Consider the following 21,329-nt stretch of genomic DNA (forward strand, 5'->3'; position numbering starts at 1 on the left):
TGCTCCAGAGCGGTTGTAACCGAGGCGTACTCGGGCGCCGCCCGCCGCGCGATGGGGCCGGTGGCCACCGGCCCCATCGCTCCAACGTTTTCGTTGCTCGACGTTGGTGAACGCAAGATACAAGGCGTCAGCCTCCAGGCGGGGCGCGGGGCGGCAGCCCCGCTCCTTCTTATTATGACCGCCTGACTATTAATTTTCCAGAGGACCCGCCCACCGCGAGGATAAAGCCGCAACCAAGGAGGTACGGCGATGGGACGGATCGGACTGGTGGTGCTGTTCAGCCTGGTGTGGAGTTCGGCCTTCGTCGCCGGCAAGATCGCGCTGGCCGAGCTGGATTCCTTCACCCTGCTGGCGGCGCGGTTCGGGCTGGCGGCGCTGGTGCTGCTGCCGGTGCTGGCCGGAGGGATCGACCGCCGCGCGCTGCGGGTCGGGCTGCTGCTGGGATTGCTCAACAATGCGCTGTATCTCGGCCTGACCTTCAGCGGGCTGAAGCTGCTGCGGCCGGAAATCGTGGTGGTGGCAGTCAGTTGCACTCCGTTCCTGACCCGGCTGTTCGCGGCGGTGGCGGGACAGGAGAGGCTGGCGGCGCGGCCGCTGGCCGGGCTGGGGCTGGGGGTTGCCGGGGTGGCGGTGATGGCCGGGCTGACGGCGGGGCCCGCGCCCGATCCGCGCGGGCTGGCGCTGGTGGCGGCCGGCACCGTCGCTTTTGCCCTGGCGACCGTGCTGACCCGCGACCGCGCCCACGGGCTGCCGCCGCTGGCGCTGACCTTCTGGCAATCGGCGGCGGGGGCGCTGGCGCTGCTGCCGGCGGCGGTGCTGTTCGGGGCGCCGGTGGGGATGCCGTCGGCGGCGACGGTGGCGGCTGTGCTTTATCTGGCCTTTGGGGCGACGATCGGTGGGCTGGCGCTGTGGGTGGTGCTGATCCGCCGCCACGGGCCGGGCACCGCCGCCAGCTTCCATCTGCTCAACCCGCCGTTCGGGGTGGCGCTGTCGGCGCTGGCCTTCGCCACCCCGTTACGCGGCGAGGATCTGCTCGGCACCCTGCTGATCCTGCTCGGGCTGGGGCTGACCCTGGCGCCGGGGCGGGCGGTGGCGGCGCTCAGTCGGCAAACACCGCGTTGAACTCGGCGATCAGGGCGGCATCGACCTCCTCCAGCGTCGGGGTCAGGCCGAGGTCCCACAGCGAGGTGACGCCGTGCTCGGCGATGCCGCAGGGGACGATGCCGCGATAATGGTCGAGGTTGGGATCGACGTTGAGGGCGATGCCGTGGAAGGTGACCCAGCGGCGGACCCGCACCCCGATCGCGGCGATCTTGTCCTCGCGCCCGCCGCCGCGATCGACCCAGACTCCGACCCGGCCGGGGCGGCGTTCGCCCCGGACGGCGAAGCAGGCCAGGGTGCGGATCAGCCATTCCTCGAGGTCGTGGACGAAGCGGCGCAGATCGGGGCCGCGCCGGGCGAGGTCGAGCATCACATAGGCCACCCGCTGGCCGGGGCCGTGATAGGTGTACTGGCCGCCGCGCCCGGCGGCGAACACCGGGAAGCGGTCGGGGTCGAGCAGGTCGGCCGGGTCGGCGCCGCTGCCGGCGGTATAGAGCGGCGGGTGTTCCAGCAGCCAGACCAGTTCGGGCGCGGTGCCGGCGCGGATCGCCTCGACCCGGGCCTCCATCGCCGCCAACGTGGCGGGATAGGGTTCGGGGTGGTCGGAGAGGCGCCATTCGACGGGAGGGGGGGAGGACATCGGGCTATTCTAATAACAGGTGGGGGGGGAGGAAAGAGGCGGGGCTTCGCCCCGGGCCCCGACCGGAAGGCTTGCGCCTCCCGGACCCTCTCCTATTTTTGTCGCGGGGCGGCAAGCACTTGAGGTCGGGCGCCCGCCGCCGCTATAACCCACGGGCGTGATTCAGAAGGAACCCGGGCGATGATTCTTTACCGACTGCGCTGCGAACACGGTCACGAATTCGAGGAATGGTTCGGCAATGGCGCCGAATATGACAGCCGCGCCGCCGCAGGCGGGCTGACCTGTCCCGAATGCGGCAGCCATGCGGTCAGCAAGGCGATCATGGCCCCCAATCTTGGCAAGGCCAAGGCCGCCGAACTGCCGCCCGCCTGCCCCAGCCAGGGCTGCGGCGGCTGCGCCTTCGCCGGCCAGCACTGACCCGATCCCCCCGGTTTAAGCCCGCCTTAACCCGGGGAGATCTACCTTTGCGGGTTACGAGATGATCCCGTTGGCGCGTTCCGGCGAATGACGATGTCCCTGTCTTCTGTCGAGGCCGACCCCGCGCGCCGGCGCCGCATCGGCGACCGGCTGGTGGCGCTCGGCTGCGCGGTGTGGCTGGCGCTGGCGACCTGGGGCTTCTTCCACGAGGTCCCGCCCGAGATCGTCGACAACCACACCGCCAAGACGATGCAGCAGCGGATGCGCACCTGCGAGGGCAGCTTCCAGCAGCGTTACGAGTGCAAGCAGGCCTATCTGCTGTCGGGCGAGCGGTGGGGCTTCGCGGTGGCGCTCAACCGTCTGGCACTGATCTGCGGTCCGGCGATCACCGCCTGGATCGTCTGGTCGGTGATGCGGCGCCGACTCGACTGACCAACCGCGTTGCCGGATGGCGGCGAATGGGGCAAAGTCGGGCTCTCCTCATTCATCCGGAGAGCAAGATCCCATGGCCACCGTCACCCTGAAGGGGACCCCGTTCCACACCGCCGGCGAGCTGCCCGCGGTCGGCAGCCCGGCCCCCGACTTCGTGCTGACCGCGACCGATCTCAGCGATCACGGCCTGGCCGCTTTCGCCGACAACAAAGCGGTGGTGCTCAACATCTTCCCCAGTGTCGATACCCCGACCTGCGCCGCCTCGGTGCGCCGCTTCAACGCCGAACTCAACGCGCTGGGCGACGTCGCGGTGCTGTGCATCTCGGCCGACCTGCCGTTCGCCCAGGCCCGCTTCTGTGGCGCCGAGGGGCTGGAGCGGGTCAAGCCGCTGTCCGATTTCCGCCACAAGGATTTCGGCAAGATCTATGGCGTCACCCTGACCGACGGCCCGCTGGCCGGGCTGCTGGCCCGCGCCGTGGTGGTGGTCAAGGGCGGTAAGGTGGTCCACACCCAGCTGGTGGCCGAGATCGCCGACGAGCCCGATTATGCCGCCGCGCTGGCGGCGGTGCGGGCCTGAGGAACGCAAGGGCCGCCGCCCGCCCGGCGGCGGCCCGCTTCAGGGAGGCCCCCCCCGGTGGAACCGAAAGACACCACCCAGAACGAGGCCTACAAGGGCTTCACCAACACCAACTGTCCGTTCTACCCCTGCCACGAAGGGGTGAAGCGGGAGTTCAACTGTCTGTTCTGTTACTGTCCGCTCAACGCCCTGGCCTGCCCCGGCCCCTACAAGGCCTTCACCAGCAAGAACGGGGTGCGGCGCAAGGATTGCTCGGCCTGTACCCTGCCCCATGACGGCTACAAGCAATCCTGGGGCTTCATCCAGAAATGGCTGGCCGAGCCGGTGCCGTGGGACGGCGGCGAACAGACCCGCCCCTGGCCGAAACACCCGGAAGATTCCACCCCCGGCTGACCCCCCCCTTTTTGGATTCATCGCTGAGGACGGCCCCGTCTTTGCCGTTCCTCCTGCGGGGCTGCCGCCCCGGGCCCCGCCTGGAGGCTTCCGCCTCCAGACCTCTCCCGTTTTCATGAGGGGAAACAAAGGGGGTCCGGGGCATCGCCCCGGGCGGGCCGGCGGGCGGCAGCCCGCCTAACCTGTGTTTGTTTGCGCGCGAAGCGCGCGGGGCGGCAGCCCGCCTAACCTGCGCATGTTTGCGCGCGGGGCGGCAGCCCCGGCAACGACTCAGGCGGCGGCGGCGAAGGCCTGATCGAGGTCCCACAGCAGGTCGTCGATGTCCTCGGTGCCGACCGAAAGGCGGACCTGTTCGGGCTTGACCCCGGCCAGCCGCTGTTCCGCCTCGCTGAGCTGACCGTGGGTGACGGTGGCGGGGTGGACGATCAGCGACTTCGAATCGCCGACATTGGCGAGGAAGGAAAAGATCCGGGTCGCCTCGATCAGCTTGCGCGCCTGGGCCAGCCCGCCCTTGACCCCGAAGGTCAGGATCGCCCCGGCCCCTTTCGGCAGATATTTGCGCGCCAACTGGTAATAGGGGCTGCTGGGCAGGCCGGGATAGGCGACCCAGGCGACCTCGGGCCGCTGTTCCAGCCATTCGGCGATGCGCTGGGCGTTGGCGACCTGGCGTTCCAGCCGCAGCGACAGCGTCTCGATCCCCTGGAGGAACAGGAAGGCGTTGAACGGGCTGAGGGTCGGGCCGAAATCGCGCAGGTAATGCAGCCGCAGCTTGATGATGTAGGCGATGTTGCCGGCGCCGGGATAATTGCCCCACTTTTCCCAATGGACGAAGCCGCCATAGGCCGGGTCGGGGGTGGTGAAGTCGGGGAAGTTGCCGTTGGCCCAGTTGAAGTTGCCGCCATCGACCACCAGCCCGCCGATCGAGGTGCCATGGCCGCCGAGGAACTTGGTGGCGGAATGGACGCTGATGTTGGCGCCGTGGTCGAACGGGCGGAACAGATAGGGCGTGCCGAAGGTGTTGTCGACGATCAGCGGGAGGCCATGGGCCTCGGCGATGCGGCCGACCGCCTCGAAATCGATCACGTTGATGTCGGGATTGCCGATGGTCTCGACGAAGATCGCCTTGGTACGCGGGGTGATCGCCCGGGCGAAATTGTCGGGATCGGCCGGATCGACCAGGGTGGTGCGCACCCCGTGTTTGGGCAGGGTGTTGACGAACAGGTTGAAGCTGCCGCCATACAGGGTCTTGGCGGCGACCACCTCGTCGCCGGCATGGGTCAGGTTGAGGATCGACAGCGCGGTGGCGGCCGACCCCGAGGCCAGCGACAGCGCCCCGCTGCCGCCTTCCAGCGCGGCGAGGCGGTTTTCCAGCACCTCATTGGTCGGGTTGGTGATCCGGGTATAGTCGAAGCCGAATTCCTCGACCGAACTGATCGCCTTGGCGGCGGCGAAGTCCTTGAAGACGAAAGAGGTGGTCTGATAGATCGGCACGGCGCGGGCGCCGGTGGCCGGGTCGGGGCTCTGGCCGGCATGCAGCTGGCGGGTGGCGAAGCCGAAATCGCGTTCACTCATGGTCGGATCCTTGGCGGCGGAGTCAGACGAAATAATGCTCGGGGTCGATCCGGTAGGGATCGAGGACGGCATCGACGTCGATCCGCAGCGCGCTGTTGAACAGGTTGTTGACGATCATCAGGGTGCCGAACACGGTCAGATCGACGATCTGGCGCGGGGTGAAGGCGGCCTGGAGCCGGGCGAACAGGGCGTCATCGACCCGGTTGGCGTCGCGGGCGAGCTGCTGGCCGTAATCCCACAGCAATTGCTCGGCGGGGGTCAGGGTCAGCGCCTCGGGATCCTCGCCCCAGCCGATGATCTCGCGGCGCATGAAGGTGGTGCACAGCTCGCAGGCATTGGCCTTGGAGATCGCGAAGCAGAACAGCACCGCCCCGCGCGAGCCGATCACCGGGGCGACCTGCTCGAACAGCCGGTACCATTGGAGCACCGCGTCGAGCGCGGCCGGCGAATGCAGCAGCACCGCCTTCATGTTGGAGAGGGCATGGGACTTGATCAGTTCATCGTGGGCGGCACGGATCTCGGCCGGAGCGGTGGCGGGATCGACCGGAGCGATACGGGACATCGGATAAGAGCCTTTCGGATCAGGATTGCGAGGGAAACACCGTCCCGATCGCGGCGGCGACCGCGTCGGCCAGGGCGTCGAGACGGTCCTCGGGGATGGTCAGCGGCGGGGCGAGGCAGAGGGTGTCGTTGACGACGCGGGTCACCACCCCCTGGGCGCGCAGGGCGGCGCGCAGCCGGCCGGCGAGGTCGAAGGCGGCGGGGAAACGGCGGCGGTCGGCGCGGTCGGCCACCAGTTCGATCCCGGCGAGCAGGCCGAGCCCGCGCACCTCGCCGACCTGGGGATGGTCGGCCAGCCCCGCCCGCAGCCGGTCGAGCAGGCGGGCGCCGAGCCGGGCCGAGCGTTCGACCAGCCCCTCGTCGGCGATGATGCGGATCGTCTCCAGCGCGACCCGGCAGGCGACCGGATGGCCGGAACTGGTCAGGCCGTGCCACCAGCGCGCCTCGGCCGGAACGGATTCCAGCGTCCGCTTGATCGCGGCGCTGACCCCGATCCCACCCAGCGGCAGATGACCGCCGGTAATCCCCTTGGCGAACTGGAGGATGTCGGGGCGCAGGCCCCAATGCTCGGCGGCGAACCAGCGCCCGGTGCGGCCGAAGCCGGTGATCACCTCGTCGAGGATCAACAGCACGTCGTAGCGGTCGCAGATCTCCCGTACCCGGGGGAAATAATCCGCGTCGGGAACGATCACCCCGCCGCCACCGCCCAGCACCGGCTCGGCGATGAAGGCGGCGACCTTGTCCGGGCCAAGGTCGAGGATCGCCCGCTCCAGCGCCGCCGCCGCCCCGGCCCCGTCGAGGCCGCGATAGGGATAAGGCGGCGCGATCCGGGCGAAGCCGGGCAAACGCGGCCCGAACGGGTCGGAGAACTCGGCCACCCCGGTGGCGCTGGCCGCGCCGACGGTCGAGCCGTGATAGGACAGATCGCGGCTGAGGATGATGGTCTTGTCCGGCCGGCCGCGCGCCCGCCACACCCAGCGGGCGGTGCGGATCGCGCTGTCGGTGGCATCGCTGCCGCCATTGGTGAAGAAGAACGCCTCGATCCCGGGCGGCGCCAGCGCGGCGAGCCGCTCGGCCAGGGCGATCACCGCCGGATGGGTCGAACCGGCATAGGCGGTGGCGAAGGCGAGGCGGGACATCTGCGCCGCCGCCGCCGCCACCAGTTCCGGCCGGCCATGGCCGAGATGGAGGTTCCACATCCCCGACAAGGCGTCGAGATAGCGATTGCCGGCGGCGTCGATCAGATCGACCCCCTCCCCCGCCACCCACAGAATCGGGTCGGCGAGGTCGGCGGGATGATGCTGGGGGTGGAGCAGGTGGAGGCGGTCCGCCTCCACCCACCGCGCTGCCCCGTCGGCCGGAGCGAGGCTGGTCACGAGCGCGCCCCCGCCGCCACCGAGGAGGCCTGGTCGAGATCGGCCTGAATCTCGTCGAGCACCGCCGGGGAAACCCGGCGCAGCCGCAGGAAGTACAGGGTGCCGGCCGCCAGCAGGGCGACGAACAGATAGGGCAGCAGGTTGAGGGGATAATCCGGCACCGGATAGAGCACCCCGACCAGCGGCAGGATCAGCAGCAGCACCGAGGCGGCCGACAGCAGCAGGTTGACCGGCTTCAGCTCGCCGCGCTGGCGCAGATAGAGCGGCGCCGCCACCGACACCAGGATGTAGGCGACCAGGAAGCCGAAGGTGGCGACGGTGCCGAGATAGGCGAAGGAGTCGAGCAGCCCGACCCCACCGAGGGTCAGCGGCAGCGACAGCAGGACGACGATCGCGGCCGAGGCGGCGATGGCGACATGCGGGGTGGCGTGGGTGGCGTGGGCGTCGCCGGCGCGCGGATGCAGCACGCCGTGGCGCGACAGCAGGAAGATCACCCGGGCGGCGGCGTTGATGCTGGCCAGCGCCGAGGCGAAGAAGCTGGCCGACACCCCGGCGGCGATCACCGGCCCGAGCGCGCCCAGCCCGACCCGGCCGGCCAGCAGCGACAGCGGCGCGTCGGTCTTGTCGAGGCCGGGCTCGACCCCCTGGAAGGCGGCGACCAGGATATAGCCGGCGACGACGAAGAAGATCCCGGTCGCCAGCACGGTGACGATCACCGAGCGCGGGATCAGCCGCAGCGGGTCGCGCGCCTCGTGGCCCAGCACGGTGGCGCTTTCGAAGCCGACGAAGCTGAAGAAGGCCAGCACCAGCCCGAGCCGCAGGCTGTCGGGGCTGACGCCGTCGAGGCTGAGCTGGTGGGAATCAACCGCGCCGCCGCCATGGACCAGGGCGGCGACCAGCACCAGCAGGATCGCCCCCACCGTCACCGCCTCGGCGGCGAGCGAGACCCGGGTCGACAGCCGGATCGAGCGCCAGGCGATCAGGAACGCCCCGCCGATCACCGCCAGCGACAGCGCCGCCGCCAGCGCCGGGCCGGACCCGATCCCGAACAGCGCCGCCAGCACCACCTCGGCGTAATTGACCGAGCCCGACACCACCGCCCCGGCGGTGAACAGATAGGCGATCACCAGCGCCCAGCCGGAGACATTGCCCCAGAACGGCCCCAGCCCCTGGCCGGCGAAGGTGTAGAGCGCCCCGGGCGAGGCCGATCGGCTGGCGAAGACGTTGAGATTGAGGGCGAGCAGCAGCAAGGCCAGGGTGGCGAACAGATAGGCCAGCCAGGTGCCGTTGCCGGCGGTGGCGAACACGCCGAGAATCACGAAGGCGGGAGTGCCGGACGGGGCGATGGTGCCGACCGCCTGGGCGACCACGTCGGCGAAACCGAGATGGCCGTGCTTGAGCGACCCCTGGGGGGCGCGCGGGGACGAGGACATGGCGTCATTCTCCTGGGAGAGGGATCCAGCCGGGAAAAGCAGGGCGCGGCCACGCGGGCACACGCCGACGGCGGCTCAGAACGCCGCCGCCCCGGTACAGGGATCCGCCGCCCCGGCCACCGCCGGGAGAAAGGGGAGGAAGCCGGCGAACCCGACCACCTCGACCCAGGGGAGAGAGACCAGAACCATCACGACCCAGATGCAAACCGGACCAATGACAACAGGTCTACCAGACTACTGGATTGATGGGTAGCTTTATCCACACCCGCCGGGCCGCTTTTCTCATTTTGGCTTTCGCCAAGCGGGCTGCCGCCCGCGCCTGCCCGGGGCGATGCCCCAAGCCCCCTTTTTTCGGTTGATCACGGATTGACGGGGAGGACGCCCTCTGATGAACCGAAAAAACAAAGGGGGTCCGGGGCATCGCCCCGGGCGGGCTTGGGCGGCAGCCCAACCCCTTTCAGCCCAAACGGCCCACCGGGGGGATCGGTATCTCCCCGGCGGATTTCATGATATAGCTCGCCGCTCCGATGGCATCGCGGTACGGAACAGATGATGAAACGGTGGTTGCCCTGGCTGTTGAAGGGCGCTCTGTCGGCCGGATTGATCTGGTTCGTCTTCCGTAAGGTCGATCTCGCCTCCGCCTGGAGTCAGGCCAAGACCCTCGATCCGCTGATGCTGGTGCTGGCGCTGGCGCTGGCGCTGTTCCAGGTCTGGCTGGGCGCGGTGCGCTGGTGGCTGGTGCTGCGGGCGCTGAAGGCGTCCTTCACCGCCACCCAGGCGCTGGTGGTCTATTACATCGGGGTGTTCTTCTCGATCGTGCTGCCCGGGGCGATCGGCGGCGACGCGGTGCGGATGTGGCAGGCCCGCCGCTCCGGCCTGTCGCTGGCGGCCAGCGTCAATTCGGTGATGCTCGAACGCGCCGCCACCGTGCTCGGGCTGGTGCTGCTGGTGGCGGCGACCCAGCCGCTGCTGCTGGCGCGGGTGCCGACCATCCCCGGCAGTTGGGTGTTCCCGCTGCTGTCGGCTCTCGGCGTGGTCGGAATTCTGGTGCTGTCGCTGCTCGACCGCCTGCCCGACTCGCTCAACCATCTGCGGCTGGTGCGCGGGCTGATGCATCTGGCCAGCGACACCCGGGCGTTGTTCTTCCGTCCGGTGTGGGGCGGCTCGACCCTGGCGGTGGCGATCTTCGGCCACGTCAATCTGGCGCTCCAGGTCTATGTGCTGGCGGTCGGGCTCGGCCTCGATATCTCGGTGGTCGATTGTCTGGTGCTGGTGCCGCCGGTGATCCTGATCATGACCCTGCCGATCTCGATCGCCGGCTGGGGGGTGCGCGAGACCGCGATGGTCGCCGCCTTCGGCTATATCGGCACCGAGCCCCATTCCGCCCTGGTGCTGTCGGTGCTGTTCGGCCTGACCTGCACCGCCGGCGCCCTGCCCGGCGGGCTGGTGTGGCTGCTCAGCGGCGTCCGCGCCCAGGTTCGCGAGGGCGAACAGGGATAAAAGCGGGCGCGGCCCGCACCCGCCAAGGGCCGCAAGGCCCTTGGATCCCAATCCTTTTCCGACTTTTACAGACCGGCGATCGCGGCGAGGCGGGCGAGGTCGAGATGATCGGCCAGATGGTCGGCCAGCCGGTCGAGAATCGCCTCGATCCGGGGTTCCCACGCCTCGCCCTCGGCGCGGCCGGGGCGGAGCGTGGAAAGAAAGCCGGCGCGGAACGAATCCGAGGCGAACAGGCCGTGCAGGTAGCAGCCGGCGACCCGGCCATCGACCGAACGGGCGCCGTCGGGGCGGCCGTCGAGGATCACCAGCGGGCGCTCGGCGTCGGGACCGAAGGTGCGGCCCATGTGCATCTCGTAGCCGCGCACCGGCCGGCCGAGATGATCGACCCCGTGGCTGTCGCGCAGCACCTTGGCCGCCGCCATCTCGGTTTCGACCTCCAGCCAGCCGAGCCCCTCGACGCTGGCCCCGGCCGGCCCCTCGACCCCGAGCGGGTCGGTGATCCGCCGCCCCAGCATCTGATAGCCGCCGCAGATCCCCAGCACCCGGCTGCCCCGGCGCAGGTGGGCGGCAAGGTCGATTTCCCAGCCCTGGGCGCGCAGAAAGGCCAGATCGGCGATGGTCGCCTTCGAACCGGGCAGGATCACCAGATCGGCGTCGCCGGGCAGGGCTCGGCCGGGCGGGACCAGATCGAGGCCGAGATCGGGCTCGGCCGCCAGCGGATCGAGATCGTCGAAATTGGCGATGCAGGGCAGGCGCGGCACCGCGACCCGCAGCGGCCGCCCCGGCGCACCCGGGCGGGTGGCGAGGCTGGCGGCATCCTCGGCCGGCAGCAGCGCCGCCTCGGCGAACCACGGCACGATGCCGAGGCAGGGCAGCCCGGTATGGGCGGCGATCACGTCGAGCGCCGGGGTGAACAGGGTCGGATCGCCGCGGAAGCGGTTGACGACATAGCCCTTGATCCGCGCCCGCTCCTCCGGCGGCAGCACCGCCCAGGTGCCGACCAGGGCGGCGATCGCGCCCCCCCGGTCGATGTCGGCCACCAGCACCACCGGCAGGTCGGCGGCGGTGGCGAAGCCCATGTTGGCGATGTCGCCGGCGCGCAGATTGACCTCGGCGGCGCTGCCCGCCCCCTCGACCAGCAGCAGGTCGGCCTCGGCGCCGAGCCGGGCGAAGGCGGCCAGCACCTCGGGCAGCAAGCCGGCCTTCAGCCGCTGGTAATCGCCCGCCCCGGCCTGGCCCCACACCTGCCCGCCGACCACCAGCTGGGCGCCGGTGTCGGAATGCGGTTTGATCAGCACCGGATTCATGTCGGCGCGCGGCGGCACCCGGCAGGCGCGCGCCTGCAACGCCTGGGCGCGGCCGATCTCGCCGCCATCGATGGTGACGGCGGCGTTGTTGCTCATGTTCTGCGGCTTGAACGGCCGCACCCTGAGACCGCGCCGGGTGAACAGGCGGCACAGCCCGGCGGTCAGCAGCGACTTGCCGACGTCGGAGCCGGTGCCTTGCAGCATCAGCGCAGGAATCACGCCGCCCCCGTGTGGAAGGCGCACAGATCGGCGATGAGGCAGGACTCGCAGGCCGGCTTGCGCGCCTTGCAGACGTGGCGGCCATGCAGGATCAGCCAGTGATGGGCATGGCGCAGCCAGCGTTCGGGCGTCACCGCCAGCAGGCCGCGCTCGACCGTCTCGACCGTCTTGCCCGGGGCCAGCCCGGTGCGGTTGGCGAGGCGGAAGACATGGGTATCGACCGCCAGCGTCGGCTGGCCGAAGGCGATGTTGAGGATGATGTTGGCGGTCTTGCGTCCGACCCCGGGCAGCGCCTCCAGCGCGTCCCGCTCGGCCGGCACCTGCCCGCCATGCTGATCGAGCAGGATCCGCGACAGGGCGATGACGTTGCGGGCCTTGGTGCGGTAGAGGCCGATGGTGCGGATCAGCTCGGCCAGCCGCTCCTCGCCCAACGCGACCATCGCCTCGGGAGTCGCCGCCTGGGCGAACAGCGGCCCGGTCGCCTTGTTGACCCCGACATCGGTGGCCTGGGCCGACAGCACCACCGCCACCAGCAGGGTATAGGCGTCGCGGTAGTCAAGCTCGCTGCGCGGCTCGGGATTGGCGGCGGCGAGGCGGGCGTAAAGGGCGTCAACCGCGTCCGGACTCATGCCGCCAGCACCGCCAGCGCCTCGGCCAGGGTGCGGGGATCGCCGGCGGCGACCACCCGTCCGTCGGATTCGATGGTCAGGCCGCGCCCGGCCCAGTCGGTCATGATCCCGCCCGCCCCTTCGACCACCGGCACCAGCGCGGCGTAATCGTAGGGCTTGAGCCCGGCCTCGACCACCAGATCGACGAAGCCGGTGGCGACCAGGGCATAGGCATAGCAGTCGCTGCCGTAGCGCAGCCGGCCGACCCGGGCGGCGATGCGGTCCCAGCCCGGCCGGGTGGCGGCGTCGAACAGTTCGGGCGCGGTGGTGCTGGCCTGGGCGTGGGCGAGGTCGGGGCAGGCCCGCACCGCCACCGGCTGGCCGTTGAGGGTGGTGGGATGGCCGGCCACCCCCAGCCAGCGTTCGTCGGTATAGGCCTGATCGATGATCCCCAGCACCGGCCGGCCGCGATGGGCCAGGGCGATCAGGGTGCCGAAGCTCGGCTTGCCGGAGATGAAGGCGGCGGTGCCGTCGATCGGATCGAGCACCCACACCCATTCGGCGTCGCAATGATCGCGGCCCTGCTCCTCGCCCAGGATGCCGTGATCGGGCACCTCGGTGGCGAGGATCGCCCGCATCGTCGCCTCGACCTCGCGGTCGGCGACGGTCACCGGGCTGGCATCCGCCTTGGTATCGACCGCGATCGGGGTGCGGAAATAGCGCCGCACCACCGGCCGGGCGGCATCGGCAAGGCGGAGGGCAAGGGCGACATACTCGGCGGGGCAGGAATCCATCGTCTCGATCCGGTGGCGGAACTTCGCGCAGTGTGCCCCGAAACCCCGGGGGGCTGAAGGAGGAAATTCACCCCCCTGCCCGCCTCCCGCCCCGGCTGTATACGCAGCAATCTTAAAAATGTGCAATTTGCCGCCTTAATTTGAACAAGGCAGCCGGCTCGGCTATAGTGCCCGGCAGCCGCAACGGAACCATGCGATGACAGAAGCGACCAGACCGATCACCCGGGCGGAGGAAATCCGCCTCGCGATTGAAACCGACATTTTCCAGGGCCGGCTGCGCCCCGGCGCCCGCCTCGACGAGGAGAGCCTCGCCGCCCGGTTCGGCCTGTCGCGCACCCCGGTGCGCGAGGCGATTCTGCAACTGGTCCATTCCGGGCTGGTCGAGAAGAAGCCGCGCCAGGGGGCGGTGGTGGCGCCGCTCGACCTGCACCGGATGGTGCAGATGTTCGAGGTGATGGGCGAGATCGAGGGCCTGTGCGCCCGCTATGCCGCGCGGCGGATGTCGATGGAGGAAAAGGAACGGCTGGCCGCGCTGCACCGCCATTCCCGCAGCTACGCCGCCGCCCGCGACGTCGATGCCTATTACGCCTCGAACCTCGCCTTCCACGACGCGCTGCAAAGCGGCAGCCACAACGAGATCCTGCGCGAGATCGCCCACACCCTGTTCGCCCGCCTCGCCCCCTATCGCCGCTACCAGTTGAGCCACCCCGGCCGGATCGACGTCAGTCTGGCCGAACATGCCGACATCCTGGCCGCGATCGAGGCCGCCGACCCCGAACGCGCCCAGGAGGCGATGCACAAACACGCCGCGTTGCAGGCCGACGTGTTCGCCGAATTCGTCTCGGTGATGGCCTGAAGCAGGCTGCCGCCCGAGCCTCTCTTTTTTTCATCAATGAAAACAAAGGGGGTCCGGGGCATCGCCCCGGCGGGTCGCGGGCAGCGCCCGCGCGAGGCCTACCCGGTGCGGGCGGCGGTCAGCAACCGGCAGGACGATTCCTCGAGCACCAACGCCGTCAGCCGCCCGGTGGCGTAGGCGCCGGTATCGAGACCGATGCGGTTGCGGCGGATCACCGGAGCCGGGACGATGGTGTGGCCATGGACCACGACGCAGCCGAAATCGGCATCGGACTCGAGAAAATCCTCGCGGATCCAGCGCAGGTCGCGCGGGTCCTGGGCTTCGAGCGGCAAACCGGGCCGCAGCCCGGCATGGACGAAGCCATAGCCGCCGAGGCGAAAGAAATCAGGCAACCCGGCGAGGAAGGCGCGATGGGCCGGCGGCAGGTGGGCGCGCAGCGCGGCGGAAGCGGCGGCGACCGCCACCGGGTCGAACGGGTCGGGCGGAGCGATGCCGTAACTGTCGAGGGTTTCGCGCCCGCCATGAACCAGCCAGGAGGTGACCTTGAGCGGGGTGGTCAGGAATTCGAGCAGGAATTCCTCGTGATTGCCGCGCAGACAGTGGCATTCCAGCCCGGGCAGGTCGAAACCGGACAGCCGGTCGAGCACCGCGTCGGAGCGGGGGCCGCGATCGATGTAATCGCCGAGCGTCACCAGCACCTGCCGCAGGCCGGGCGTGGCGGCGGCGGCCGACACCGCCTCGGCGTGGATCGCCCCGAGCAGCACGTCGAGCAGATCGACATGGCCGTGGATGTCGCCGATGGCATAGGCCCGGGTCGCCGGCGGCAGCCGGCCCGGGGCGGGACGCCAGGGGGCGACGTGAAGGACGATCTGGCGGCCGGCGCGGGAGGCGGGGGCGGTCACAGCCGCGCCAGGACCCGACGGTGCGCCTCGGCGCTGTCGGGCGAGAAGCAGCAGAAGATCACCTGATCGAGCGGATGGGCGCCGGCCAGCCAGTCGGCCACCGTCGTCACCGCGATCGCCGCCGCCTCGTCGCGGGGAAAGCCGTAGATCCCGGTCGAGATCGCCGGAAAGGCCACGGTCAGGGCATGGACCGTCGCCGCCAGATCGAGCGCGTTGCGATAGCAGGAGGCGAGCAGGCCGGCCTCGTCGTGATTGCCGCCGCGCCAGACCGGGCCGACGGCGTGGATCACCCATTTGGCCGGCAGATCGAAACCGTGGGTGACCCGCACCTCGCCGGTGGGGCAGCCGCCGAGATGGCGGCATTCCTCCAGCAGGCGGGGACCGGCGACGCGATGGATCGCGCCATCGACCCCGCTGCCGCCGAGCAGGCTGGCATTGGCGGCATTGACGATGGCATCGACCTTGAGACGGGTGATGTCGGCCTCGATCACGCTGATCCGGGCATCGGGCAAGATCACGCTCTCCCTCGGCGAAGCCGGCCGGGCCTCACATCAGTTCGGTGAGGAAATCGGCCAGATAGGGCGCCACCCGGCGCCGCTCGGAATCGGTGCGGCCCAGCCCGCCGAACAGCCGGTTGAGCCAGGCCGCATCGACCCGCTCGAATTCGAACACCGCCTTGATCGCCAGATGCTCGCCGACATGGTCGGGCAGCTTGGGGAACCAGCGCAGCAGGCCGTCGCGCAGCACCCCCTCGCGGCCGGGCTCGCCCCGGCCGTCGGCACCAAATTCCTGGGCGTAGAGCTGGCCGAGGTCGCGCCAGCAGCGGGCGATCGCCTCGGCCTCGAAGCGCAGGACGTCGCGCAGCAGGGTCAAATCGTCCTCGCCCGGCGGCAGGAAGTTGCAGCGGGTGGCCTCCTCGCGCAGCAACGGCCAGGGATTGTCGTCGTCGGCGCTCTTGCGCCCGCGCGGGGTGGTCGGCTTGGCGGGACGGAACGCCGCCCAGCGCGCTTCCCAATTGTGCAGGATCGGGTTGTTGACCTCGCTGCCCTGGATCAGTTCGATCAGCCGGGCGCCGCCGACCTCGGCCCAGTTGCAACTCTGCCCCAGCGCCTGGATGTGCCGGGTGGCGCGCATCTGCGGCAGGATGAACCGCCGCATCACCTCGCGATAGACCGGGCCGAATTCCGGCGCGACCAGGAACGGCAGGCGGATGCCGTGAGTCGGGCTGGTGATCCGGAACACCGACAGGGTCTTCTGGACGTAGGAGCACAGCGTCTCGTCGAACAGGGCGGCGAAATCGACGCCGCTCTCCTCGGGCGGGAGGGCACGGGCGGCGCGGCGGTCGCCCATCGGCCCGAGCTGGGCGGCGAACAGCGGCGGCGGCTCGCGCCCGGCGGCCTGGACCCGGGCGGTCCGGGGCGGGATCGGCGCGAATCCGCGCGACAGCAGGGCCTGGAAGCCGGCCAGGGATTCCTCGGCGGCGTCGCGCTCGGGCGGACCGAGCAGCTGGGTGGCGATCTCGCCCAGCACCCGCAGATCCTCGTCGCGCCCGTCGCCCTCGCCCGCCACCAGCGGGGCGAAGCCGCGCGTCCGCGCCGCCTTCAGCGCGTCGAGGCCATAGCGTTCGGCCGCCTTGGTCAGGATCACCGAGAACAGCACGGTCAACTGCTTCTCGCTGGCCCAGCGCCGCGACTGGGCGTCGGCCAGGGTCAGCCGGCGCAGGGTCAGGATGCGGGAAATGTCGAGGCTGCGCGTCGCGGCGATCAGGCTCGCCGCCTTGGTTTCAAAGGCCCTGATCGCATCCTGCGAATCGGAATGGCTCATCCCGCTGCTTGCCGGCCGCAAGAGGGCCGCCCTTCTCGACGAGGTTGCTTCGGCTCCACCCGAGGGAAGCCCTTATCCTGATGGGATAGCTCATCGCGCCGCCATGGCGCAAGCCCGATCCCGGACCGTGGCCCCGCCTCCCCTTTTTTCAAAAGGCTCCCGTCGCGTCAGGTCGGGTTCCTGGGGGGGAAGGGTATGCGCGGGCTCCGCCCGCACCCGCCAAGGGCCGAAGGCCCTTGGAACCCTTTCCTTGCCTTTCGCGCGGCCAACGCCAGCGCCCAAGCGGAAAGGCCGTTCCGCGCCCGACAACCAATGGGTTCCAAGGGCCTTGCGGCCCTTGGCGGGGGTGGGCGGAGCCCACATCACCCACCAGCCCGCGCGTCAAGAACGCGCGGGGCTCAGCCCAGATCGGCCAGACGCACCCGTTCGCCGTGACGCTGGCACTCGGGCCGGCACAAGGCGAGGCAGGCGGCGGCGGCGGTCTCGGGGCTGGTCAGCACGCTCTGGTCCTCGCCCGGGCAGGCGATCCGGCGCAGCCGGGTGGCGACGGTGCCGGGATCGAACAGGTTGATCCGCAGCGGGGTCAGGCGGGCGGTTTCGGCCGCCCAGCTGCGCACCGCCGCCTCCAGCCCGGCCTTGCTGGCGGCATAGCCGCCCCAGAACGCCGGCGCCTCGACCGCCTCGGGGGCGGTGACGAACACGGCGCGGCCGGCGGGGGCGCTGCGCAGCAGCGGGTCCATCGCCCGGATCAGCCGCCAGTTGGCGGTGAGGTTGACCGCGATCATCTCGTCCCAGTCGGCGGGCTCCAGGTGCGGCACCGGCCGCAGCCCGCCCCCAACCACCCCGGCATTGCCGATCAGGATGTCGAGCCGGCCCCAGCGTTCGAAGATCGCGGCGCCGACCCGGCCGATCACCTCCGGCTGGCGCAGATCCTCGGGCACCAGCACCAGCGGCGCGCCGCCCTCGGCGCGGACCGAATCGTCGAGTTCCTCGAGCGAAGCCTGGCCCCGGGCGATCGCCACCACCGTCGCCCCCTCGCGCGCCAGTTGACGCACCAGGGCGGCGCCGATCCCGCGCGAGGCGCCGGTGACCAGCGCGACCTTGTCGGCGAAGGCGCCGGCCATCAGCCGATATCCTCGGTCAGCAGCGACATCTGCTCGGCATCGCCGCTCTCGCTGGCGAGGTGGTCGGTCGGCCGCACCGGATAATCGCCGGTGAAGCAGGCGTCGCAGAAGCGCGGCGCGGAGGCGGCGCGGCCCGGCTCGCCGACGGCGCGATAGAGCCCGTCGAGCGAGATGAAGGCGAGCGAATCGACCCCGATCAGCTTGGCCATCCCCTCGACGTCGTGACGGGCGGCCAGCAGCTTGCTGCGTTCCGGGGTGTCGATGCCGAAATAGCAGGAATGGGTGGTCGGCGGGCTGGAGATGCGCATGTGCACCTCGGTGGCGCCGGCCTGCCGCACCATCTCGACGATCTTGCGCGAGGTGGTGCCGCGCACGATCGAATCATCGACCAGCACCACCCGCTTGCCTTCCAGCACGGCGCGGTTGGCGTTGTGCTTCATCTTGACGCCGGTGTGGCGGCTGCTGTCGGTCGGCTGGATGAAGGTGCGGCCGACATAATGGTTGCGGATGATGCCCAGTTCGAACGGCACCCCGGCCTCGGCGGCATAGCCGATCGCCGCCGGCACGCCGGAATCCGGCACCGGCACCACCACGTCGGCGGCCACCGCGCTTTCGCGCGCCAGTTCGGCGCCGATCCGCTTGCGCACGCCATAGACGCTGACCCCCTCGACCACCGAATCCGGGCGGGCGAAGTAGATGTACTCGAACACGCAGAACCGGCTGGCGGTCTTGGCGAACGGCTTGACCGAGCGCACCCCCTCGGCCGACAGGATGACGATCTCGCCCGGCTCGACGTCGCGGACGAACTCGGCGCCGACGATGTCGAGGGCACAGGATTCCGACGCCAGCACCCAGCCCTTTTCCATCCGGCCCAGACAGAGCGGGCGGATGCCGAGCGGGTCGCGCACCCCGATCACCGAATCCGGCGTCAGCGCCACCAGCGAATAGGCGCCCTCGACCTGCCGCAGCGCGTCGATCAGCCGCTCCTCGACGGTCGAATAGAGGCTGATGGCGATCAGATGGATGATCACCTCGGTGTCGGTGGTCGACTGGAACAGACAGCCGCGCCGGACCAGCTGGCGGCGCAGCGCCATCGCGTTGGTCAGGTTGCCGTTGTGGCCGAGGGCGAGGCCGCCGAACTCCATTTCCGCGAACAGCGGCTGGACGTTGCGCAGCAGGGTCTCGCCGGTAGTCGAATAGCGGACATGGCCGACGGCGCTGGTGCCCTTCAGCTTGCGGATCACCGCCTCGTTGCCGAAATTGTCCTCGACATGGCCGAGGCCGCGATGATGGTGGAACTGGCGGCCGTCATAGGTCACCAGACCGGCCGCCTCCTGGCCGCGATGCTGGAGGGCATGCAGGCCGAGCGCGGTGTGGGCGGCGGCCTCGGGGTGGCCGAAAATGCCGAACACCCCGCATTCCTCGTGCAGGTGATCGTCGTCAAAAGGATGGGTGGTCAGCATCGGGGGGCGTCCTACTGATTGCCGCGGATCAGCCGTTCCATCTGGGAACGGCTTTCGTTGTCATAGGCCGGCGCCGGCTTGGCGGCGGCGGCGGGGGCGGAAGCGCCGCCGGCCGCCGGGGCCGGCTGGGCCGCCGCCGGCGCCGCCGGCTGCGGGGCGACGAATTTCTGGAAGGTCTGCTCGGCCTCGATCGCCTGACGCGCCTCGGCCGACACGGCGCGGGTCTGCGCCTCGGCCTGACCGAACCCGGCCGGGGCCAGCGATTTCAGCAGCGCGCCGCCGCGTTCGAGCCACGGGCGGGTGCGGGCCTGGGCCAGCCACGAGGGATAATGCTCGGGCACGTCGAACAGCCAGGCCAGCGACAGGAAGGCCAGCGACAGCAGCACCCCGCCGCGCACCAGCCCGAACAGGAAGCCGAGCGAGGAATCGACGCTGTTCATCGCGCTGCGCCGCACCCGGTCCGACACCTGCTTGGTCAGCAGCGACAGCACCAGCAGGGTGGCGAGGAACAGCAGCGCCCCGGCGGCGACGTCGGCCGCCCAGGGGACGCCGATCCAGCCGCGAAAGGCCGGTTGCAGCGCCGGAAAGCCGTACAGCGTGGCGAACACCGCGCCGACCCACGAGGTGATCGACAGCACCTCCTGGACGAATCCGCGCAGGAAGGCGAACCCGGCCGAGCCGAGCAGCACCACGATCACGACGATGTCGACCACGGTGACGTTGAGGTCATGCATTGCCCTGGTTCCCTTCCGTCGGAGGTCTCAGGGCGGGGGGAACAGCCCCAGCACGTCCTGAAGATGGCCGACGGCCCGAATCGCCAACGGGCCGGCCTCCCCGCCGCCCCGGCCCCGGCCCGGCCGCGACGGCACCAGCGCCTGGGCGAATCCCAGCTTGGCGGCCTCTTTCAGCCGCAGCTCGGCCTGGGCCACCGCCCGGACCTCGCCCGACAATCCCACCTCGCCGAACACCACCATGTCGGCCGGCACCGGCTGTGTCGAGGCCGACGACACCAGCGCCGCCGCCACCGCCAGATCGGCCGCCGGTTCGGTGATGCGAAGCCCGCCGGCGACGTTCAAATAAACGTCATTCCCCGACAAAGCAAGCCCGCAGCGGGCGTCGAGCACCGCCAGCACCATCGCCAGCCGGCCGGCGTCCCAGCCGACCACCGCCCGGCGCGGCGAGGACAGCGCGCTGGGGGCGACCAGTGCCTGAATCTCGACCAGCATCGGCCGGCTGCCTTCGACTCCGGCATAGACGCAGGCCCCGGCGACATTGCCGCGCCGTTCGGCCAGGAACAGCGCCGACGGGTTGGGCACCTCGGCCAGTCCGTGCTCGGTCATCTCGAACACTCCGATCTCGTCGGTGGCGCCGAAACGGTTCTTGGTCGCGCGCAGGATGCGGAACTGGTGGCCGCGATCGCCCTCGAAATAGAGCACGGTATCGACCATGTGCTCCAGCACCCGCGGCCCGGCCAGCGCCCCTTCCTTGGTGACATGGCCGACCAGGAACAGCACGAAGCCGCGCCGCTTGGCCAGCCGGATCAGTTCGGCCGAGGTGGCGCGCACCTGGCTGACGGTACCGGGCGCCGCCTCGATGCCGTCGGAATAAAGCGTCTGGATCGAATCGATCACCACCACCGCCGGGGCGTCGGGGGCGTCGAGGGTGGCGACGATGTCGCGCAGGCTGGTGGCGGCGGCCAAAGCCACCCCGGCCTTGGCGTGGCCGAGGCGATGGGCCCGCATCCGCACCTGATCGACCGCCTCCTCCCCCGAGATATAGGCAACCCGGGCGCCGGTGGACAGGGCGGCGCTGGCCTGAAGCAGCAGGGTCGATTTGCCGATGCCGGGATCGCCGCCGACCAGCAGCACCGAGCCGGGCACCAGCCCGCCGCCGCACACCCGGTCCAGCTCGCCGATCCCGGTCACCAGCCGGGGCTGCGGCGCGGCGTGGCCTTCGAGCGCGACGAACTCGATCCGCCGCCCCTTGGCCCCGGACAGGCCCTTCGGCACCTCCTCGCGCGCCGCTTCCTCGACGATCGAATTCCAGGCGCCGCAGGCCTCGCACTTGCCGGCCCAGCGCGTCGTCACCGCGCCGCATTGCTGGCAGACGAAACGGGGGGAGGGTTTGGCCAAGGGTCACGACTCCTTTTCGCGGGCTTGGTCCGGTCCGCCGCCGGCCGGGGCGCTTCCCGCTCGCCTCGGGCGGAGCCGGGCGGTACCGTATCGTCGGC

At 70.5% G+C, this 21,329-nt stretch carries 22 protein-coding genes; 7 read left to right on the forward strand and 15 right to left on the reverse strand.

The window, feature by feature from the left end; translation table 11 throughout:
- Positions 1-249: 249 nt before the first annotated feature.
- On the forward strand, positions 250-1,122 hold the full coding sequence (locus ACFSNB_RS13765) for a DMT family transporter (RefSeq protein WP_377317526.1): 873 nt from the start codon (positions 250-252) through the stop codon (positions 1,120-1,122).
- On the opposite strand, the gene lipB is transcribed toward ACFSNB_RS13765, so the two are convergent.
- Positions 1,100-1,741 (reverse strand): lipoyl(octanoyl) transferase LipB, encoded by a 642-nt coding sequence (gene lipB / locus ACFSNB_RS13770; RefSeq protein WP_377317528.1) that lies wholly within the window; start codon positions 1,739-1,741, stop codon positions 1,100-1,102. The genes ACFSNB_RS13765 and lipB overlap by 23 nt on opposite strands.
- A gap of 180 nt (positions 1,742-1,921) precedes the next feature.
- On the opposite strand from lipB, the gene ACFSNB_RS13775 reads away from it, so the two are divergent.
- From ACFSNB_RS13775 to ACFSNB_RS13790, 4 genes are all read left to right on the forward strand, one after another.
- Positions 1,922-2,158, forward strand: coding sequence for a DUF1178 family protein (locus ACFSNB_RS13775; protein WP_377317530.1), 237 nt, complete (start codon positions 1,922-1,924; stop codon positions 2,156-2,158).
- Positions 2,159-2,251: 93 nt separating this feature from the next.
- Positions 2,252-2,590 (forward strand): hypothetical protein, encoded by a 339-nt coding sequence (locus ACFSNB_RS13780; RefSeq protein WP_377317532.1) that lies wholly within the window; start codon positions 2,252-2,254, stop codon positions 2,588-2,590.
- A 73-nt stretch (positions 2,591-2,663) separates the two neighbouring features.
- The gene (tpx, locus tag ACFSNB_RS13785) at positions 2,664-3,167 is read left to right on the forward strand and encodes a thiol peroxidase (RefSeq protein WP_377317534.1); all 504 of its coding nucleotides are present in this window, start codon (positions 2,664-2,666) and stop codon (positions 3,165-3,167) included.
- Positions 3,168-3,224: 57 nt separating this feature from the next.
- A complete protein-coding gene (locus tag ACFSNB_RS13790; protein ID WP_377317536.1) occupies positions 3,225-3,560 on the forward strand; it encodes a cysteine-rich small domain-containing protein in 336 nt (111 codons plus the stop codon).
- A gap of 270 nt (positions 3,561-3,830) precedes the next feature.
- Here ACFSNB_RS13790 and ACFSNB_RS13795 read toward each other — a convergent pair whose 3' ends face one another.
- From ACFSNB_RS13795 to ACFSNB_RS13810, 4 genes are read right to left on the reverse strand one after another with little or no spacing between them, the layout of a single operon-like run.
- Positions 3,831-5,132: an O-acetylhomoserine aminocarboxypropyltransferase/cysteine synthase family protein gene (locus tag ACFSNB_RS13795; RefSeq protein WP_377317538.1), complete on the reverse strand. Its 1,302-nt coding sequence runs from the start codon at positions 5,130-5,132 to the stop codon at positions 3,831-3,833.
- A gap of 22 nt (positions 5,133-5,154) precedes the next feature.
- Complete coding sequence (locus ACFSNB_RS13800) at positions 5,155-5,694, reverse strand: carboxymuconolactone decarboxylase family protein (protein WP_377317540.1); 540 nt, start codon at positions 5,692-5,694, stop codon at positions 5,155-5,157.
- A gap of 19 nt (positions 5,695-5,713) precedes the next feature.
- On the reverse strand, positions 5,714-7,069 hold the full coding sequence (locus ACFSNB_RS13805) for an aminotransferase family protein (protein WP_377317542.1): 1,356 nt from the start codon (positions 7,067-7,069) through the stop codon (positions 5,714-5,716).
- The gene (locus ACFSNB_RS13810; protein WP_377317544.1) at positions 7,066-8,502 is read right to left on the reverse strand and encodes an APC family permease; all 1,437 of its coding nucleotides are present in this window, start codon (positions 8,500-8,502) and stop codon (positions 7,066-7,068) included. Before ACFSNB_RS13810 ends, ACFSNB_RS13805 begins: the two co-directional genes overlap by 4 nt.
- 552 nt (positions 8,503-9,054) lie before the next feature.
- Between ACFSNB_RS13810 and ACFSNB_RS13815 the strand changes: the two genes are divergently transcribed.
- Positions 9,055-10,002 (forward strand): lysylphosphatidylglycerol synthase transmembrane domain-containing protein, encoded by a 948-nt coding sequence (locus ACFSNB_RS13815; protein ID WP_377317546.1) that lies wholly within the window; start codon positions 9,055-9,057, stop codon positions 10,000-10,002.
- 65 nt (positions 10,003-10,067) lie between these two features.
- Here ACFSNB_RS13815 and ACFSNB_RS13820 read toward each other — a convergent pair whose 3' ends face one another.
- From ACFSNB_RS13820 to hisN, 3 genes are read right to left on the reverse strand one after another with little or no spacing between them, the layout of a single operon-like run.
- Entirely contained in the window at positions 10,068-11,513 is a 1,446-nt protein-coding gene (locus ACFSNB_RS13820; RefSeq protein WP_377317600.1) for a cobyric acid synthase, read from the reverse strand.
- Between the two features lie 11 nt (positions 11,514-11,524).
- Positions 11,525-12,157 carry an endonuclease III gene (gene nth, locus ACFSNB_RS13825; RefSeq protein WP_377317548.1) on the reverse strand — a complete coding sequence of 211 codons (633 nt, stop codon included), beginning with the start codon at positions 12,155-12,157 and terminating at the stop codon, positions 11,525-11,527.
- Complete coding sequence (gene hisN / locus ACFSNB_RS13830) at positions 12,154-12,930, reverse strand: histidinol-phosphatase (RefSeq protein WP_377317550.1); 777 nt, start codon at positions 12,928-12,930, stop codon at positions 12,154-12,156. Before hisN ends, nth begins: the two co-directional genes overlap by 4 nt.
- A gap of 196 nt (positions 12,931-13,126) precedes the next feature.
- Between hisN and ACFSNB_RS13835 the strand changes: the two genes are divergently transcribed.
- Positions 13,127-13,786, forward strand: coding sequence for a GntR family transcriptional regulator (locus ACFSNB_RS13835; protein ID WP_377317552.1), 660 nt, complete (start codon positions 13,127-13,129; stop codon positions 13,784-13,786).
- 98 nt (positions 13,787-13,884) lie between these two features.
- Here the strand turns inward: ACFSNB_RS13835 and ACFSNB_RS13840 are convergent, their stop codons facing one another.
- From ACFSNB_RS13840 to radA, 7 genes are all read right to left on the reverse strand, one after another.
- Positions 13,885-14,688 carry a metallophosphoesterase gene (locus tag ACFSNB_RS13840; RefSeq protein ID WP_377317554.1) on the reverse strand — a complete coding sequence of 268 codons (804 nt, stop codon included), beginning with the start codon at positions 14,686-14,688 and terminating at the stop codon, positions 13,885-13,887.
- The gene (locus ACFSNB_RS13845) at positions 14,685-15,206 is read right to left on the reverse strand and encodes an O-acetyl-ADP-ribose deacetylase (protein ID WP_377317556.1); all 522 of its coding nucleotides are present in this window, start codon (positions 15,204-15,206) and stop codon (positions 14,685-14,687) included. Before ACFSNB_RS13845 ends, ACFSNB_RS13840 begins: the two co-directional genes overlap by 4 nt.
- 28 nt (positions 15,207-15,234) lie before the next feature.
- Positions 15,235-16,512, reverse strand: a complete 1,278-nt coding sequence (locus tag ACFSNB_RS13850) for a hypothetical protein (RefSeq protein ID WP_377317558.1) — start codon at positions 16,510-16,512, stop codon at positions 15,235-15,237.
- A 398-nt stretch (positions 16,513-16,910) separates the two neighbouring features.
- Positions 16,911-17,636 carry an SDR family NAD(P)-dependent oxidoreductase gene (locus ACFSNB_RS13855; RefSeq protein ID WP_377317560.1) on the reverse strand — a complete coding sequence of 242 codons (726 nt, stop codon included), beginning with the start codon at positions 17,634-17,636 and terminating at the stop codon, positions 16,911-16,913.
- Positions 17,636-19,099, reverse strand: a complete 1,464-nt coding sequence (gene purF, locus ACFSNB_RS13860) for an amidophosphoribosyltransferase (RefSeq protein ID WP_377317562.1) — start codon at positions 19,097-19,099, stop codon at positions 17,636-17,638. Before purF ends, ACFSNB_RS13855 begins: the two co-directional genes overlap by 1 nt.
- 11 nt (positions 19,100-19,110) lie before the next feature.
- Positions 19,111-19,833, reverse strand: coding sequence for a CvpA family protein (locus ACFSNB_RS13865; RefSeq protein WP_377317564.1), 723 nt, complete (start codon positions 19,831-19,833; stop codon positions 19,111-19,113).
- A 27-nt stretch (positions 19,834-19,860) separates the two neighbouring features.
- On the reverse strand, positions 19,861-21,231 hold the full coding sequence (gene radA / locus ACFSNB_RS13870) for a DNA repair protein RadA (RefSeq protein ID WP_377317566.1): 1,371 nt from the start codon (positions 21,229-21,231) through the stop codon (positions 19,861-19,863).
- Positions 21,232-21,329 lie beyond the last annotated feature (98 nt).

This window comes from Phaeospirillum tilakii (genome assembly GCF_042683125.1).
Classification (GTDB): domain Bacteria; phylum Pseudomonadota; class Alphaproteobacteria; order Rhodospirillales; family Magnetospirillaceae; genus Phaeospirillum; species Phaeospirillum tilakii.